The organism is Burkholderia sp. MSMB1072 (assembly GCF_001524725.1).
Lineage (GTDB): Bacteria > Pseudomonadota > Gammaproteobacteria > Burkholderiales > Burkholderiaceae > Burkholderia.
This window is the reverse complement of record NZ_LOYC01000067.1, coordinates 48,927-64,776: the sequence shown is the minus strand read 5'-3', so window position 1 is coordinate 64,776 and position 15,850 is coordinate 48,927. Positions and strand designations below refer to the sequence as shown.

10 protein-coding genes and 1 pseudogene are annotated in these 15,850 nt (G+C 68.8%); 2 read left to right on the top strand and 9 right to left on the bottom strand.

The features are described 5' to 3' along the window. Positions 1-92: 92 nt before the first annotated feature. The 3 genes and pseudogenes from WS89_RS29405 to WS89_RS29395 form a co-directional block, all read right to left on the bottom strand. The gene (locus WS89_RS29405; RefSeq protein ID WP_059795595.1) at positions 93-899 is read right to left on the bottom strand and encodes a sulfite exporter TauE/SafE family protein; all 807 of its coding nucleotides are present in this window, start codon (positions 897-899) and stop codon (positions 93-95) included. 18 nt (positions 900-917) lie between these two features. Continuing rightward, positions 918-2,150, bottom strand: a pseudogene (locus tag WS89_RS29400) (NAD(P)/FAD-dependent oxidoreductase); the annotation flags it as partial. A gap of 138 nt (positions 2,151-2,288) precedes the next feature. Beyond that, positions 2,289-3,173, bottom strand: a complete 885-nt coding sequence (locus tag WS89_RS29395) for an MBL fold metallo-hydrolase (protein WP_059795592.1) — start codon at positions 3,171-3,173, stop codon at positions 2,289-2,291. A gap of 253 nt (positions 3,174-3,426) precedes the next feature. On the opposite strand from WS89_RS29395, the gene WS89_RS29390 reads away from it, so the two are divergent. Further along, positions 3,427-4,824 (top strand): sigma-54 interaction domain-containing protein, encoded by a 1,398-nt coding sequence (locus WS89_RS29390; protein WP_059498853.1) that lies wholly within the window; start codon positions 3,427-3,429, stop codon positions 4,822-4,824. Between the two features lie 153 nt (positions 4,825-4,977). Here the strand turns inward: WS89_RS29390 and WS89_RS29385 are convergent, their stop codons facing one another. From WS89_RS29385 to WS89_RS29370, 4 genes are all read right to left on the bottom strand, one after another. Then, complete coding sequence (locus WS89_RS29385) at positions 4,978-6,006, bottom strand: MerR family transcriptional regulator (RefSeq protein WP_059795590.1); 1,029 nt, start codon at positions 6,004-6,006, stop codon at positions 4,978-4,980. A 122-nt stretch (positions 6,007-6,128) separates the two neighbouring features. Then, entirely contained in the window at positions 6,129-7,682 is a 1,554-nt protein-coding gene (locus WS89_RS29380; protein WP_059795589.1) for an efflux transporter outer membrane subunit, read from the bottom strand. A 2-nt stretch (positions 7,683-7,684) separates the two neighbouring features. Further along, on the bottom strand, positions 7,685-10,834 hold the full coding sequence (locus WS89_RS29375) for an efflux RND transporter permease subunit (RefSeq protein WP_059795587.1): 3,150 nt from the start codon (positions 10,832-10,834) through the stop codon (positions 7,685-7,687). After that, positions 10,831-11,940, bottom strand: a complete 1,110-nt coding sequence (locus WS89_RS29370; RefSeq protein ID WP_059795585.1) for an efflux RND transporter periplasmic adaptor subunit — start codon at positions 11,938-11,940, stop codon at positions 10,831-10,833. Before WS89_RS29370 ends, WS89_RS29375 begins: the two co-directional genes overlap by 4 nt. Positions 11,941-12,128: 188 nt before the next feature. Here WS89_RS29370 and WS89_RS29365 point away from each other — a divergent pair, with 188 nt between their 5' ends. Next, positions 12,129-12,749, top strand: a complete 621-nt coding sequence (locus WS89_RS29365; protein WP_059498858.1) for a TetR/AcrR family transcriptional regulator — start codon at positions 12,129-12,131, stop codon at positions 12,747-12,749. A 33-nt stretch (positions 12,750-12,782) separates the two neighbouring features. Here WS89_RS29365 and WS89_RS29360 read toward each other — a convergent pair whose 3' ends face one another. Both WS89_RS29360 and WS89_RS29355 read right to left on the bottom strand, forming a co-directional pair. Continuing rightward, positions 12,783-14,702 carry an acyl-CoA dehydrogenase gene (locus tag WS89_RS29360; protein ID WP_082742011.1) on the bottom strand — a complete coding sequence of 640 codons (1,920 nt, stop codon included), beginning with the start codon at positions 14,700-14,702 and terminating at the stop codon, positions 12,783-12,785. Further along, positions 14,699-15,769 (bottom strand): ACP S-malonyltransferase, encoded by a 1,071-nt coding sequence (locus WS89_RS29355; RefSeq protein ID WP_156440625.1) that lies wholly within the window; start codon positions 15,767-15,769, stop codon positions 14,699-14,701. The genes WS89_RS29360 and WS89_RS29355 overlap by 4 nt, the downstream gene beginning before the upstream one ends. Between the last annotated feature and the right edge of the window lie 81 nt (positions 15,770-15,850).

Sequence of the window (15,850 nt, the reverse complement as noted above, 5' to 3'; positions counted from 1 at the left end):
CTGCCGCCGTGAAAAACGCCCGGTGCCGACGACGCGTCGGGCCGGGCGTTTCGTTTGGCGGCGCGTGACGATCGCCGGCCCGTCGTCGGCGTTCACGCGCCGAAGGCCGCCTTGGCCAGCAACCCCAGCGCGACGCACACGAGCACGGCCGCGAAGCCGGCCTGCACATGCCGCGCGGCGAGGCGGCGCGACGCGCCGCGGCCGGCGGCCATGCCGAGCGCGGTCGCGACGGTGAACCACAGCGTCACGTCGAGCGGCGCGCGCGTGCCCGATGCGAGCGTCGCGAGCACGCCGCCGGTGCCGACCAGCGCGATCACCATCAGCGACGTCGCGACCACCCCATGCATCGACACGTTCGTGAACTTGCGCAGCATCGGCACGATCACGAAGCCGCCGCCGACGCCGAGCAACCCGGTCATCAAGCCCGTGACCGCGCCGGTCGACGCCAGCGCGATACCCACGGGCCACGACCACACGAGCCGACCCGTATCGGGATTCACGCGGCCGACGCACAGCGGCGACGCCTCCGCATCGGCCGCCTGCCGTCGCAGCGCCTGTCGCAGCAGGCGGCCGGCGACGACGAGCATCGTCAGCGCGAACAGCGTGAGCAGCAGGCGCTGCGGCAGCACGTGCGCGAGCCGGACGCCGAGCGTAGTCAGCGGCACGCCGGCCACGGCCATCAGCAGCGCCGCGCGATAGCGCACGAGCCCGCGGCGGAAGCCTTCGAGCGTGCCGAGTGCGGCACTGCCCGCGACCGCGACGAGTGCGACGGGGGTGGCCTGCTGCATCGGCCAGCTCATCCCGACGACGAGCGCGGGCACCGCGAGAATGCCGCCGCCGGCGCCGGTCAGGCCGAGCACGGCGCCGACGAAGCCGCCCAGTACGAGGGAAATCAGCATGACGTCATCGCGCTCCGGTCAACGTGCGATCGCGGGCTTCGCGAGCCATTCGCGGCCCTTGAGCATCGCCTTCCAGTAGAGCGGCGGCAGCACGCGTTCCTTGAGCAGCCACGCGAGCCGCGACGGCCGCTTGCCGTCGATCAGCCATGCGGGGAAGGTCGGGGCGATCTTGCCGCCGTACAGGAATTCGGCGAGCACGATCTTGCCGCGCTCGACGGTGAGCGGGCACGAGCCGTAGCCGTCGTATGCGGCGTCGCCCCGTGCGAGGCCGAGCGATGCGAGCAGGTTGTGCGCGACGACGGGCGCCTGCTTGCGGGCGGCCGCGGCCGTTTTCGCGTTGGTCGTGTTGGTGACGTCGCCGAGCGCGTAGATGTCCGGAAACCGTTTGTGCCGCAGCGTCGCCGGATCGACGTCGATCCAGCCGGCCGCGTCGGCGAGCGGGCTCGCGCGCACGAAGTCGGGCGCCTTCTGCGGCGGCACGACGTGGATCATGTCGAACGAACGCTCGACGGTTTCCTTGCCGCCGTCCGGCCGCGCGCGCGAGAACGTCGCCCGGCGCGCGGGCCCGTCGATCGCGACGAGGTCGTGGCCGAACGACAGCGCGATGTCGTAGCTTTTCACGTACTCCATCAGCGCGGGCACGTAATCGGCGACGCCGAACAGCGCGCCGCCGGCATTCAGGAATTCGACGTTCGCGGCGTCGAGGCGCCCGGTGCGTCGCCAGTGGTCGCACGACAGGTACATCGCCTTTTGCGGTGCGCCCGCACACTTGATCGGCATCGGCGGCTGCGTGAACAGCGCATTGCCGCCGCGGAACGCGCGCACGAGCTCCCACGTGTACGGCGCGAGATCGTAGCGGTAGTTCGACGTGACGCCGTTGCGGCCGAGCGTGTCGGCGAGGCCGTCGATGGCGTGCCAGTCGAGCTTGAGCCCCGGGCACACGACGAGCCTGCGATAGCCGATGCGTCGGCCGCCGTCGAGCACGACCGCGTGCGCATCGGGCTCGAAGCCCGCGACTGCGGCCCGGATTCGCTGCACGCCGCGCGGCAGCACGTCGGTCATCGGCTGCGCGGTGGTGCCGGGCTGGAACACGCCTGCGCCGACCATCGTCCAGCCGGGCTGGTAATAGTGAACGTCGGCGGGATCGATCGCCGCGATGTCGAGCGACGCGGCGCGCGCGAGCAGGCTCGACGCGACCGCGATGCCGGCCGCACCGGCGCCGACGATCACGATGTCGTGCCGCGCATCCACGGCCGGCGCCGGCTTGCGGATGCCCGCCGCGTGAAGCGCGGGCACGTCGGCCGCCGCGATCTGCGGCGCAACCGATTGCGCGTCGGTCAGCTTGCGAATGGTCATGTCGGGGTTCTCCGGATGGGCGGCGCGCGCGGCTCAGATCGCGTCGAGCGGGATCTTCAGGTAGCGCACGCCGTTGTTCTCGGGCTCGGGCAGGTGGCCGGCGCGCATGTTGACCTGCACGGACGGCAGCATCAGCACGGGCATGTCGAGCGTCGCGTCGCGCGCGGTGCGCATCGCGACGAAATCGTCCTCGGTCACGCCGTCCTTCACGTGCACGTTCGCGCGGCGCTGCTCGGCGACGGTCGTCACGAACTGCACGTCGCGGCCGCCCGGCTGGTAGTCGTGGCACAGGTACAGGCGCGTGTCGGGCGGCAGCGCGAGTACACGCGCGATCGAGCGGTACAGCGTGCGCGCGTCGCCGCCCGGGAAGTCGCAGCGGGCCGTGCCGTAGTCGGGCATGAACAGCGTGTCGCCGACGAACGCCGCGCGCTGCGTCGCGTCGTCCACGCAGTAGGTCATGCACGCGGGCGTGTGGCCCGGCGTGTGCAGCGCGCGGATCGTCAATGCGCCGAGCGCGAGCGTGTCGCCGTCGTCGACGAGCCGGTCGAACTGACGGCCGTCTTCCGCGAAGCCGGGGCCCGCGTTGAACAGCGTGCCGAACACGTGCTGCACGCGGCGCACGTGCGAGCCGATCGCGATCTGGCCGCCGACCTGCGTTTTCAGGTACGGTGCGGCCGACAGGTGGTCGGCGTGCACATGCGTTTCCAACAGCCAGTGCACGGTCGCGCCGAGCTCGGCGACGCGCGCGATCAGCCGGTCGGCGTTGGCGGTGCGGGTGCGGCCGGATTTCGGGTCGTAGTCGAGCACGCTGTCGATCAGCGCGCACACGCGGCTCGCCTTATCGAGCAGGAGATAGCTGACGGTGTGGGTCGCCGGGTCGAAAAAGCCTTCGACCGACAGGGCGGGGGCGTTGCTCACGGGGTGTCCTCGATCGGGTTCAGCATCTGCAATCGCGATCTTCACTTCAAGAAGCGTGCCAGCGTGCGGCGCGGCACCGGCCGATGCGACAGGGACTTGATTCGGCTCGGGTTTTCGGTGCGCCGGCGGTCTCGCGCGGGTGGCGGCGACATGCGGTGGCGGACCGGGACTGCCACTACTGGCAGTGTCGTGGCAGAATTGGCAGTCAGCCTGGCAGTCCGTCCGGGCGCCTCTTCGCCGAGCGAGCCTCCGCATGAATCCGCACGACACCATTCCGATCGTTCCTGCCCAGCGCCGCGACGCGATGCCGGATGTCCGCGCGCTCGTCGCGTATCTCGAGCAGGACCCGCAGCCAACGATCGTGGTCGATCCCGCTTACCGCATCCTCGCGGCGAACGATGCGTACCGGCGCCAGTTCGGCGTGGCCGGCGTCGAGCATGTGGGTCGGCACTGTTTCCAGGTGTCGCATCACTACGACGTGCCGTGCGATCAGGCCGGCGAGCATTGCCCGATGAAGCAGGCGCTCGAATCGCGCGGGCTGAACCGTGTGCTGCACATCCACCACACGCCGCGCGGCCCCGAGCATGTCGACGTCGAGCTGCGGCCGATCTTCGACGCGGACGGCAACGTGATCGCGTACGTCGAGCGGCTGACGACGGTGCGCAGCGCGTCCGCGCAGCCCAGCGCGGAAGGGCTCGTCGGCGGCGCCGACGCGTTCAACGCGGCGCTCGGCGCGCTGCAGCGCGTCGCGCCGTCGACGCTGCCGGTGCTGCTGCTCGGCGAATCGGGCACCGGCAAGGAGCTGTTCGCCCGCGCGCTGCACGAGGCGAGCGATCGCGCGATGGGGCCGTTCGTCGTCGTCGATTGCTCGGGGATCGCCGAGACGCTGTTCGAGAGCGAACTGTTCGGCTACGAGAAGGGCGCGTTCACGGGCGCGAACCAGCGCAAGCCGGGCCTCGTCGAAACCGCGCAGGGCGGCACGCTGTTTCTCGACGAGATCGGCGACGTGCCGCTGCCGATGCAGGTGAAGCTGCTGCGGCTGATCGAATCGGGCACGTTCCGGCGCGTCGGCGGCGTCGAGGCGCTGCGCGCCGATTTCCGGCTCGTCGCGGCCACGCACAAGCCGCTGCGCGAGATGATCGAAGACGGCCGGTTCCGGCAGGACCTCTACTACCGGATCAACGCGTTTCCGATTCCGCTGCCGGCGCTGCGCGAACGGCGCGGCGACATCGCGCTGCTGGCCGAATCGATCCTGCGGCGGATCGCGAACGCGCGCGGCAACGCGGGCGACCCGAATGCGCGACCATTCGCGGCCCGACCATTCGTGCTGACCGAGCGTGCGCGGGCGTGCCTCGACGCGTATGCGTGGCCCGGCAACATCCGCGAGCTGCGCAACGTGCTCGAACGCGCGTGCCTGTTCGCCGACGACGGGACGATTCGCGTCGAACATCTGCCGGCCGAGCTCGTCGCGGCAGCGGCGGCGCCGCACGCGCAGGCGGTGGACGCGCGTGGCGTGTCGGATGCGGAGCTGGTCCGTATCGCGCGCGCGTTCGACGGCACGCGCAAGGCGCTCGCCGAGCAGCTCGGATTGAGCGAACGGACACTGTACCGGCGGATGAAGGCGCTCGGCCTCGGCTCGCGCGAGCGCTGAGCGGGCCTGTCGCGCGCGGCACGCAGCGGCACGCGGCTTTGCCGATCATGGCGCGTTCGTCTCCGGACACGCAGGGTACGTTGGCGGTACCGGCTGCCGATGGTGAAACGGGCGACAAGCAGGAAACCCGCTTGCCGCCCGCGCATCATGCGATCAGCGCACCGGCGCCAGCTGCGCCATCGCTTCGCGCACGAAACCGATCAGCGTGTCGTCGGCCCACGAATCCTTCGACAGCGCCGGCTCGTTCGCCAGCGCTTGACGAAATTTCGCGTGCGTGGCCGGATCGTGGCCCGCATAGCTGCAGAACAGCTCGAGCCAGCGCTGCGCGAGCGCACGGCCTTGCGGCGAATCGGGCTGCACGCCCGATTCGACCGCGTCGCGCACGTCGGCCATCAGTTGGGGCCATTCCATCGAGCGTTCGCGGTAGTGCGCCCGCATGAAGCGAATCTCGTCCGGCTCGAGGTACTTCTCGAAGAGCCGCATCTTCGTTTCCGATGAAGCGCGCAGCACGTAGTCGCGCAACGCGGTCGAAATGCCGATCTTCGACTGCATCGACGGTTCTTGCTCGTGCATCAGGTTCAGCTTCGCGAGCAAGCGCGGATCGTTGTTCGTGTCGCGTACCAGCAGCGCCATCCAGCGCGCGGCGAGCGCACGGACGCGCTCGTCCTCGGCGGGCACGCCCGCTTCGTGCAGCGCCCGCACTTCGGCAACGAGCGCGATCCATTCGGCGTCGCCGGCCTGGCTCTTCTGGTACATCGGCAGGCGAGCGAGTTCTTCCTCGGAAAAATATTTGTCGTACACGGTCATCAACTCCAGTGTGGTGAGCCAATCGGTCAGTTCCGGCTCGGCGCCCGCCGCGAGCTGAGCATGCAGGCTCGCGAGCCGCTCGCGCAGCTGCGCGGTCTGCGCGAGCTGGCGGTCGAGCGATGCGATCTGTTTTGCGACGAGATCGACGAGCGGGGTGCCTGGCCGGTTCAGGTAATCGCCGATTTCGGCGAGCGACAGTCCGAAGCGACGCAGGGCCTGGATCTGGTGGAGCCGGGCGATGTCGTCGCGGTCGTACAGCCGGTAGCCGTTGTCGGCGCGCGCCGAAGGCGTCAGCAGACCGATTGCGTGATAGTGATGAAGCGTGCGGACGGTCAGCCCGGTGCGTTTCGCCAGTTCTCCCACTTTCAGCCGCATTGGTTCCTCCGTTCTATGCGCACACTGGAGTCTCGAACGTTACGCTACGTGAGGGTCAAGCGGAAGATCGGCGATCGGACGGCCGCGGCGGGGCGCCGCATGCACGTCCGATCGAAAGAGGCTTATTGCGCCGATGGGGCGGATTCGGGCGTGGCGGCGGCGCGCGCGTCCTTGCCGGCGGCGCCGGCGGTTTTACGGGATCCGTCGCCGTTGCCGGCCGGCGGCGTGCCCATCGCCTGGTAAAGCCGCGCAGTATCCGCGAACCGTGCGCCGGTCGCGCGAATCTCGTCGAGCCGCGCGTTGCGGTACTGCAACTCGCTCGCACGCGCGGCCGACGGCGGCAGCGCGCCGAGCCGCACGCGGGCGACCGCGTCGTCGTAGGCGCCACGCGCGGACAGCGCGGCGCGCGACGACGCATCGAGCGCCTGCGCGTCATGCTCGAGCGCCGCGAGCGAATCGGCGACGTTCTGGAACGCGCCGAGCACCGCCTGCTTGTACTGGTCGACCGCGGCCTCGTAGGTCGCCTTCGCCGCGCGGCGCTGGGCGAGCAGCGCGCCGCCGTGGAAGATCGGCTGGCTCAGCGACGCGCCGACGTTCCAGATCGCGCCGGCGCCCGACAGCATCGTCGGCCAGCTGAAGCCGCCTTTGCCCATCGCCGCCGACAGCGACAGTTGCGGAAACATCTGCGCGGTCGCGAGGCCCACTTCGGCGGCGGCGGCCTTCAGCCCCGCGTCGGCGGCCTGGATGTCCGGGCGGCTTTGCAGCAGGTCCGACGGCACGACGACGGGCACCTGTTCGGGCAGGTGCAGATCGGCGAGCGCGAGATCGGCCGGCGGCCGGTCGGGCGTGCGGCCGACCAACACCGCGAGCGCATGCCTCGCCGAGTCGCGCTGCTGGCGCAGCGCGGGCAGGCTCGCCGCGAACGTGTCGGCGCTTTGCCGGGCATTGAGCGCGTCGCTGCGCGAAGCCGAACCGAGCGCATGGCGGCGCTCGGCGTCGTGCGCCTGGTCGTTCGCGAGCGCGACGAGCCGCTCGGTCGTCTCGATCTGCGCATCGAGCACCGCCACGGTGATCGACGCGGTCACGATGTTCGCGGCCAGCGCGCGCCGCGCGGATTCGAGCTGGAACGCGCTGACGTCGACGCGCTTCGCGAGCGCGCGGTTCGCGAAGCGCGACACGCCGAACAGGTCGACCGTGTAGCTCGCCTGCAGTTGCCCGACGAACGTGTCGTACAACAGCGTCTGCGCGCCGAGCGCGGGAATCGGTACGCCGAGCGCTCGCTGGCGTGCGGCCTGGCCGACCGCGTCGATCGACGGCAGCATCGAACTGCCGATCTGCCCGCGCAACTGTTCGCGCGCGGCATCCAGCGAATGCGACGCCGCACTCAGCGTCGGGCTGTTGCGCAGCCCTTCGTCGACGAGCGCGTTCAGCGCATCGGAACGGTACTGCTTCCACCAGTCCGGCACCGGCTGCGCGCCGACCTCGAACTGCTGCGCGACACCCAGCGCGGACACGGTCTGCTCGACTTGCGGCGCCGCGCCGTAGTGCGCGGGCGACGGCATCGCGGGCGGCTCGCCGCTCGGCGCGAACCACGCGCAGCCCGCGAGCGGGCCGGCGATGCTCGCCATCGCGAGCGCCCGCACGGCTTTGGTTTTCAGGGTCATCGATCGATCCATGGTCAGGCTCCCGACGGCGCGGCCGGCGTGCTGCCGCCTGGCGGCGGGCCGTCGTGCGGGTCGCGTTCGTCGCGCTTCACGCGGAACCACGTCGCGTACAGCGCAGGCAGGTAGAACAGCGTCAGCACGGTCGCGCTCGTGATGCCGCCCATCAGCGCAGTCGCCATCGGCCCGAAGAAGTTCGAGCGCAACAGCGGGATCAGCGCAAGCACGGCGGCCGCGGCCGTCAGCGTGATCGGCCGGAAGCGCCGCACGGTCGCGCCGATGATCGCGTCGACGCGTCCGTGACCGACCGCGATGTCCTGCTCGATCTGATCGACGAGGATCACCGAGTTGCGCATGATGATCCCGAACATCGCGATCACGCCGAGCATCGCGACGAAGCCGAACGGCTGGCCGAACAGCAGCAGCGTCGCGACCACGCCGATCAGCCCGAGCGGCGCGGTCAGCACGACCATCAGCACGCGCGAGAAGCTCTGCAGCTGGATCATCAGCAGCGTGAACACGGCGATCGCCATCAGCGGCATCTGCGCGTTGATCGACGTCTGCGCCTTCGCGCTTTCCTCGACCGAACCGCCGATGTCGATCCGATAGCCGACCGGCAACTGCGCGCGCAGTGCGTTCAGCTTCGCGTCGACCGCATGCGTGACGTCGATGCCCTGTGCGCCGGCGCGCACGTCCGACTGCACGGTGATGGTCGGCTGGCGATCGCGCTCCCATACGACGCCGTATTCGAGCGTCGGCGTGAAGCGGCCGAGCGAGCCGAGCGGCACGGGGCCGTTCGGCGTCGGCAGCGCGAGGCCCGCGAGTTTCGCCGGATCGACGCGATCGGCCTGCGGCGCGCGCAGGTCGACGGCGATCAGCTTGTCGCGCTCGCGATACTGCGTGACGGTCGTGCCGGACAGCGTCATCGCGAGGAAGCTCGACACGTCCTGCGACGTGACGTTCAGCTCGCGCGCCTTCTTCTGGTCGAGCTCGAAGCGCACCGAGCGTTCGGCCGGCTCGTCCCAGTCGAACTGCACGTTGACCGTGCGCGCATCGCCGCGCATCGTCGCCGCGACCTTCTCGGCGATCGAGCGGACCGTCGCGATGCTGTCGCCGCTCACGCGGAACTGCACCGGATAGCCGACCGGTGGCCCGTTCTCGAGCCGCGACAGCCGCCAGCGCACCGCAGGAAACCTGTCGCGCAGCGTGGTTTCGAGCCAGGTCGCGAGCTTCTCGCGATCCTCGACCGATTTCGCGGTGATCACGAACTGCGCGAAGTTCGGCAGTTGCAGCTGCTGGTCGAGCGGCAGGTAGAAGCGCGGCGCGCCGCTGCCGACGAAGTTCACCGAATGATCGATCTCGGGGCGCTTGTCGAGCGCTTTCTCGAGACGCTCGGTCTCGCGCAGCGTCGCCGCGAACGACGCGCCTTCGGGCAACCGCAGGTCGACCAGCAGCTCGGGCCGGTCGGAGCTCGGGAAGAACTGCTGCGGCACCAGCGAGAAGCCCATCATCGCCACGACGAAGAGGACGCCCGTGATCAGCAGCACGACGAAGCGCCGCTCGATGCACCAGTCGATCCAGCCGCGCAGCCGCCGGTAGAAGCGGGTGTCGTAGATGTCGTGCTCGTGATCGTCGGGCAGATGCGCCTCGTGCGCGTGCCGCTTGCGCTCGGGCAGCATGTGGAAGCCCAGCAGCGGGATCAGCACGACGGCCGCGAACCACGACGCGATCAGCGCGATCGCCGACACCTCGAAGATCGAGCGCGTGTATTCGCCGGTACTCGATTTCGCGAGCGCGATCGGCAGGAAGCCCGATACCGTGACGAGCGTGCCCGTCAGCATCGGGAAGGCGGTGCTGGTGTACGCGAACGCGGCGGCGCGCGCGCGGCTGTAGCCCTGTTCGAGCTTCACGGCCATCATCTCGACCGCGATGATCGCGTCGTCGACGAGCAGCCCGAGCGCGAGTACGAGCGTGCCGAGCGACACCTTGTGCAGCCCGATGTCGAACAGGTACATGAAGAGGGCCGTCACCGCGAGCACGACCGGGATCGAGATCACGACGACCATCCCGGTGCGCAGCCCGAGCGACACGAGGCTCACGACCAGTACGATCGCGACCGCTTCGGCGACGGCTTCGAGGAAGTCGTCGACCGAATGCGAGACCGCGTGCGGCATGCTCGACACCTCGGTCAGCTTGAGGCCGGCCGGCAGTTGCGCCTGCAGATCCTTCGATTCGGCGTCGAGCGCCTTGCCGAGCCGGATCACGTCGCCGCCCGGCTGCATCGTGACGCCGATGCCGAGCACGGCCTTGCCGTTGCTGCGCATCTGCGTGACGACCGGATCGTCGTAGCCGCGCCTGACGGTGGCGAGATCGCCGAGCCGGAACGTGCGGCCGTTGATGCGAAGCAGCGTATCGGCGATCGCGCCGACGTTGTCGAACTGGCCGCTTGGCCGCACGAACACGCGATCGTCGGCGGTCGTCAGCACGCCGGCCGAAGAAACGTCGTTCTGCGCGTTGATCGCCTGCCCGAGCTGCTGCGGCGAGATGCCGAGGCGCGTGAGCTGCGCGTTGTTGACCTCGATGAAGATCCGCTGATCGGGGTCGCCGAAATAGTCGACCTTGCCGACGCCCGGCACGCGCAGCAGCACGGTGCGCAACTGGTCCGCGTAGTCGTGCAGTTGCGCGGGCGTGAAGCCGTCGCCCTCGAGCGTCCAGATGTTGGTGTAGACGTCGCCGAATTCGTCGTTGAAGAACGGGCCCTGTACGCCGGGCGGCAGCGTATAGCCGATGTCGCCTACCTTCTTGCGGATCTGGTACCAGGTCTCGGGCACGTCCTTCACCGGCGCCGAATCCTTCATCGTGAAGAAGATCAGCGATTCGCCGGGACGCGAATAGCTGCGCAGGAAGTCGATGGCCGGCGTTTCCTGCAGCTTGCGGCCGATCCGGTCGGTCACCTGTTCCTGTACCTGCCGCGCGCTCGCGCCGGGCCAGAAAGTGCGGATCACCATCACGCGGAACGTGAACGGCGGGTCTTCGGATTGCGCGAGCCGCGTGTACGCGAGGATGCCGGCGAGCGTCGCGAGCGCGATCAGGTAGACGACCAGCGCCTGGTGGCGCAGCGCCCATGCGGACAGGTTGAACCGGCCTTCTTCGTGGGAGACGCTCACGATGCGAAGTCCTCCGGGTGCAGCGGCGCGATCGCGCGCACCTTCTCGCCCGCGCTGACCGTATGCACGCCCTGCAGCACGACGCGCTCGCCCGGTTGCAGCCCGTGCGACACGGTGACGGTGCGCTCGTTGAAGCGTGCGACGTCGACGCGGCGCAGTTCGAGCGTGTCGTCCTTCGTGCGCACGACCCAGACGGCCGGTTGCGCGCCGTCGTGGAACAGCGCGGTCGCGGGCAGCGTGATCGGCTGCGTATCGGCGGCGGCCGGCGCGCCGTCGAACGCGACGTCCGCGGTCATCCCGAGCCGGATCGCCGGATCGGGCGCGCCGAGCGTGAGTTTCACGCGATAGGTGCGGCTTTGCGGATCGGCGGCCGGCGCGATTTCGCGCACCTTCGCGGCGAACCGGCGGCCCGGCAGCGACGGCAGCGTGACGGTGGCCGTATGACCGGGCGCGAGCGAGGCGAGCGCGGCTTCGGGCACGTCGCTGACCACGTCGACGTCGCCCGACCACGCGAGCTGGTAGACCGGCTGGCCGGCCGACACGTTCTGTCCGGTATCGGCCTGTTCGGCGGTGATGATGCCCGCATGATCGGCGACGAGCGTCGCGTAGCGGAGCTGGTTCTTCGCGAGCGCGAACTGCTGCTGCGCCTGGTCGCGTTGCGCGAGCGCCGACGCGTAGCTGTTCTGGGTCTGTTCGAGCTGTGCGGTCGCGATCAGGTTTTCGCGGGCCTGCGCGCGATCGCGGTCGAGCTGCTGCTTCGCGAAGGCGAGGGTGTGCGTCGCGGCATCGAGTTGCGCCTGCGCGCTCGCGGCATTCTTCTCGGCGTCGGACGGATCGAGCAGCGCAACGACCTGGCCGACCTTCACCGTATCGCCGAGCCGGACCCGGCGCTCGATGATCTTGCCGGCGATGCGGAACGACAGCGGGGTGGCGTAGCGCGGCTGGATGTCGCCGGGCAGCGTGCGCGCGGCCGCGAGCGTGTCGGCCCGTGCGGGCAGCGCGACGACGGGGCGCGGGGCGGGCGGTGCGGATTCTTTCGGATGACAGGCGGCAAGGACGAGCGCGGCGCCGATCAGCAGCGCGGCGCGGGAACCGGAGCGATTCACGAAACCCCCAGGTGAGGTGGAGCGGTACGAAGCCGGCAAGCGCGGCAGGCGCTTGCCCCGAGCGGCGCCGGCACCGGCGCACGCGGACAGACGAACGACATCTTCGGAAACTGTGGCGAATTCTAATACACACCTGTATTTGAATGCAAAGATGAATCTGAAAGGGAGGGGATGCTAGACTGCGCGTCATGAAACCACAGCGCTTAACTCGCGAGCAGAGCAGGGACCAGACGCGCGAACGTCTGCTGAAAGCCGCGCATCGAATTTTTCTGAAGAAAGGCTATGTGGCCGCGAGCGTCGAGGACGTCGCGGCGGCGGCCGGCTATACGCGCGGTGCGTTCTACTCGAATTTCCGCAGCAAGTCCGACCTGTTGCTGGAATTGCTGGAGCGCAATCACGCGGAGGTGCAGGCCGACTTCGAGGCGATTTTCGAAGGGGGCGGCACGCGCGAGCAGATGGAATCAATGGCGCTCGCGTATTACCGGACGCTGTTTCGCGACGACGAATACTCGCTGCTGTGGGGCGAGGCGAAGCTGCAGGCCGCGCGCGACGCGAAGTTCCGCGTGCGCTTCAACCAGTTCCTGCACGGCAAGCGCGTGCAGATGGCCGAATTCATCCAGCGCTTCGCCGAGCGGTCGGGCACGCCGCTGCTGCTGCCGGCCGACACGCTCGCGTTCGGGCTGATGTGCCTGTGCGACGGCGTGCAGTCGTACTACACGGCCGATCCGCAGCACGTGTCGGTCGACGCGGCGGAAGCGGTGCTCGCGGGATTCTTCGCGCGGGTGGTGCTGGGGCGTGCGCCGGACTGACGGCCGGCGCACGCCTGTCGCGATCTGCGGTGTTCAGTGCGGGGCGCCGGGCGGCACACGCAGCATGCGGGCCAGCGACGCCGCATAGTCGTGCGTCGGGTCCGAGATCGGCGACCGAACGACCGGGTGCGGATGCCCGAATGCTTCGACGAAGGTGTCGACGTGCGGAACGAGGCGCGCGCACAACGCGTCGGTTGCCGCATCGAGTTGCCGGTAGCCTGACGGGTCCATCACGCCTTCGCTGATCAGCCAGCCGCCGTGCCGCTGCGCACGATCGATCGCGAACAGCGCGGCGAGATCCCGCAGCAATGCGCGCGCCGGCTCGCTCGCGACCGCATCGGCCGCGGCCAGCGCGGCATCCAGCGCGAGATTCAGCCCGTAGGCCTCCGCCGCATCGCGCGCACGCGGCAACAGCGGATTCCAGACGTCCAGCGAATCGACGCCGCTTGCGGTCCGGTCGTCGACCTGATCGGCGAGCGAGCGGATCAGTCGGCGTTCGCGCGCCCGCAGTGCGGCGATTGCATCACGCGCTGCCTCGGGCCAGTTGTTTCCGCCTTCATCCGATCCGGCCGACGCGGCAGGCGCCGCCGCGAGCGTGCGCGCCGTGTCGAGCAGAATCAGGAAGTTGTTGCCGCCCGCGTCGTTGAACACGTGGCCGAGCCCCTGATAGTCGAGATACCGGTTGACGAGCAGATCGCCGGCCACCCCGCAACGCAGCCGGCATTCGGCGGCCACTTCCTCGGCGGCCCACGCGGTCAGCGCCTTGACGAGCGCGAGCTTGCGATTGGTGGAACTCCACGGCGCCCACATCATGAACGACGAAGCCGTGCGATCCGGCTGCGCGCGACCATGCAGCGCCAGCGCCCATTCGCGCGCGGCTTCGTTCGCGAAGCAGGTCATCACGTACGACGTCGCGAGCGCGCGCAGCAGCGCACGCTGCTGCGTGCTGTAGCGCATGAGAGACGTTTCGGGCGCGATGCGGGCCATGCTCGAGCGATGCGTCGAGTAACGCAGCGCCTGGGCGACGCAGGTGCGCGATACGGCGGCCAGCCCGATCGCGCCCATCGCCCACACGTTTTCCGGCGCGGTCAGCGTGCGGACGAGACGGCCGTTCGGGTCACCGAGCGGATCGTGGAACCGTCCGTCGGTGTCGATCGACGCGCCGTCGGCCAGCCACGCATCGAACGGGACTCGCACGCGGTCGAAGCCGGCCAGGCCGTAATCGAACGGCACCAGCGGGATTTCGGCTGGCGCGGACAGGCGCACACCCGGCAGCGGGCCCTCGCGGGTGGACAAGTCCACCGCGAACGCGAAAACCCCGCAGTCGCGTTCGTCGACGATGACGCGTGCGCAGACGATACCGAGCTTGTCGAGATCGTTGACGCCGACGTTGGTGAACTTCAGCGCGCCATCGTCCGGCGTGTGCAGCACGAAGCTCCGGCTGGCGGCGTCGAAGCGCGCTTCGACGCGGGCGGCGAGCTGGCTGTTGCCGCCGCCGATTTCGGTGATCATGAACGCGCCGACCTTGCGGCCCGCCGCCAGTTCGCTCGCGTATTCCTGCGCACGGGCGTTGCCCTTGCCGAGTTCGACGAGTGAACCGATGCAGAGCCCGTAGTGGATCAGCGCGGCGATGCATAGCGACGGATCGTTGACGGCCGTCCATTCGGCGATCGCCGACAGCAGCGACGGGTCGGACAGGTTGCCGGCCGCGGCCGGCAACCTGCCGGCGAGCTTGACGAGGCGATCGTAGGTCGAGCGATGCAGGTCGACCGAATGCCGATCGAGCGGCTTGTCGAAGTCCGCGCTCGACAGCAACTGGATCAGCAGACGGCGATGGTCTGGCGTCGTGAGACCGGAAAGCGTATCGCGGATTTCATCGATTTCGGGTGCGATAGTCGGTCGGGCCGACGGTGATCCGGATATTCCGCCATTTTCCAGTTGGTATGCATTCATTGCAGGGCCCCCGTATGATTTAAATTGAATGGGAATGAATCGGTTTCGCGAGTCGGTGAATAAGTTCGCGCATCCGGCAGCGCGGCTTTAATGCTGCGATTCATGATGCCGGTCATGCTCAGGTCGATATAGATCGAATCCCGCCCGACCTGGCTGTGCTCGAGCACGGCCGGCATGTAATACGGTTTGGTGAAGCAGTCCGCCAGCGCGCGGGCGATATCGTCGGTATCCGTGTAGCGCCGACACGCGACGGCCGAATAGACCGGTACACGGAAGCGGTTGCGCGGCAATCGCACGATCGCATCGTGGAACCGATCCGCGGCCGTCCACAGCGCGGGATGGTGAGCCGGATACGGAATCGGCAGCGAGTGCAGCTTGATACCTCGGCGGCTCGCAAATGCGGTCAACGTGTCGAGCGCCGTATGCGGGCCGCTGACGACCGTCTGTCGCGGCGCGTTGACGCACGCAAGCACCAGCCGCTCGTGGGCAATTTCGTCGAGGAGCGCCCGCGTATCGGTTTCCGACGCCGCGACCGCGGTCATGCCGCCGCGTCCCGCGAACGGCCGGAACGCGTCGTTGAGCGCGAGGACGGCACGCACGCCGTCGGCTACGGACCATACGCCCGAGCAGACGAGCGAGCCGATTTCGCCGAGGCTCTGGCCGATGATCGCAACAGGCCGCACGTGCTGCCGTTCGAGGAAGCGGTGCACGCAGACCGCGGTGGCGAATGCCGACAGTTGCGGGATGCCGACGGGAACGGCGGCCGAGGCATTTCCAAGCAGCACGTTTCGCAGCAGCCGCGGCTCGTGATCGTAGGGCTCCTCGCGCAGTATGGCTTCGATGTCGTCGAGCGTCTCGTCGATGCATTCGCGGGCCGGCGGACTTCGCTCGTAAAGCGATTTCAACGCGGCGGACGGACTATCTCCCTGGCCCGGAATCACATAGATTGCGGGCGTGCTTGAATAGCTGGAACTGGTTTCCATTTTTCCCTCGTAACGGTTTTGAATCGATTGTTTTGCAGCGGAAGTTTGATTTTTGTAATTTTTAAATGCCTGACTGGTTTTCAAGCGCTGCAACGACGAAGGATAGGTAATTTATTTTTTATTTTCTGGGTAGTCGACTCTATTGATTCGGGTGAAATGAAACAA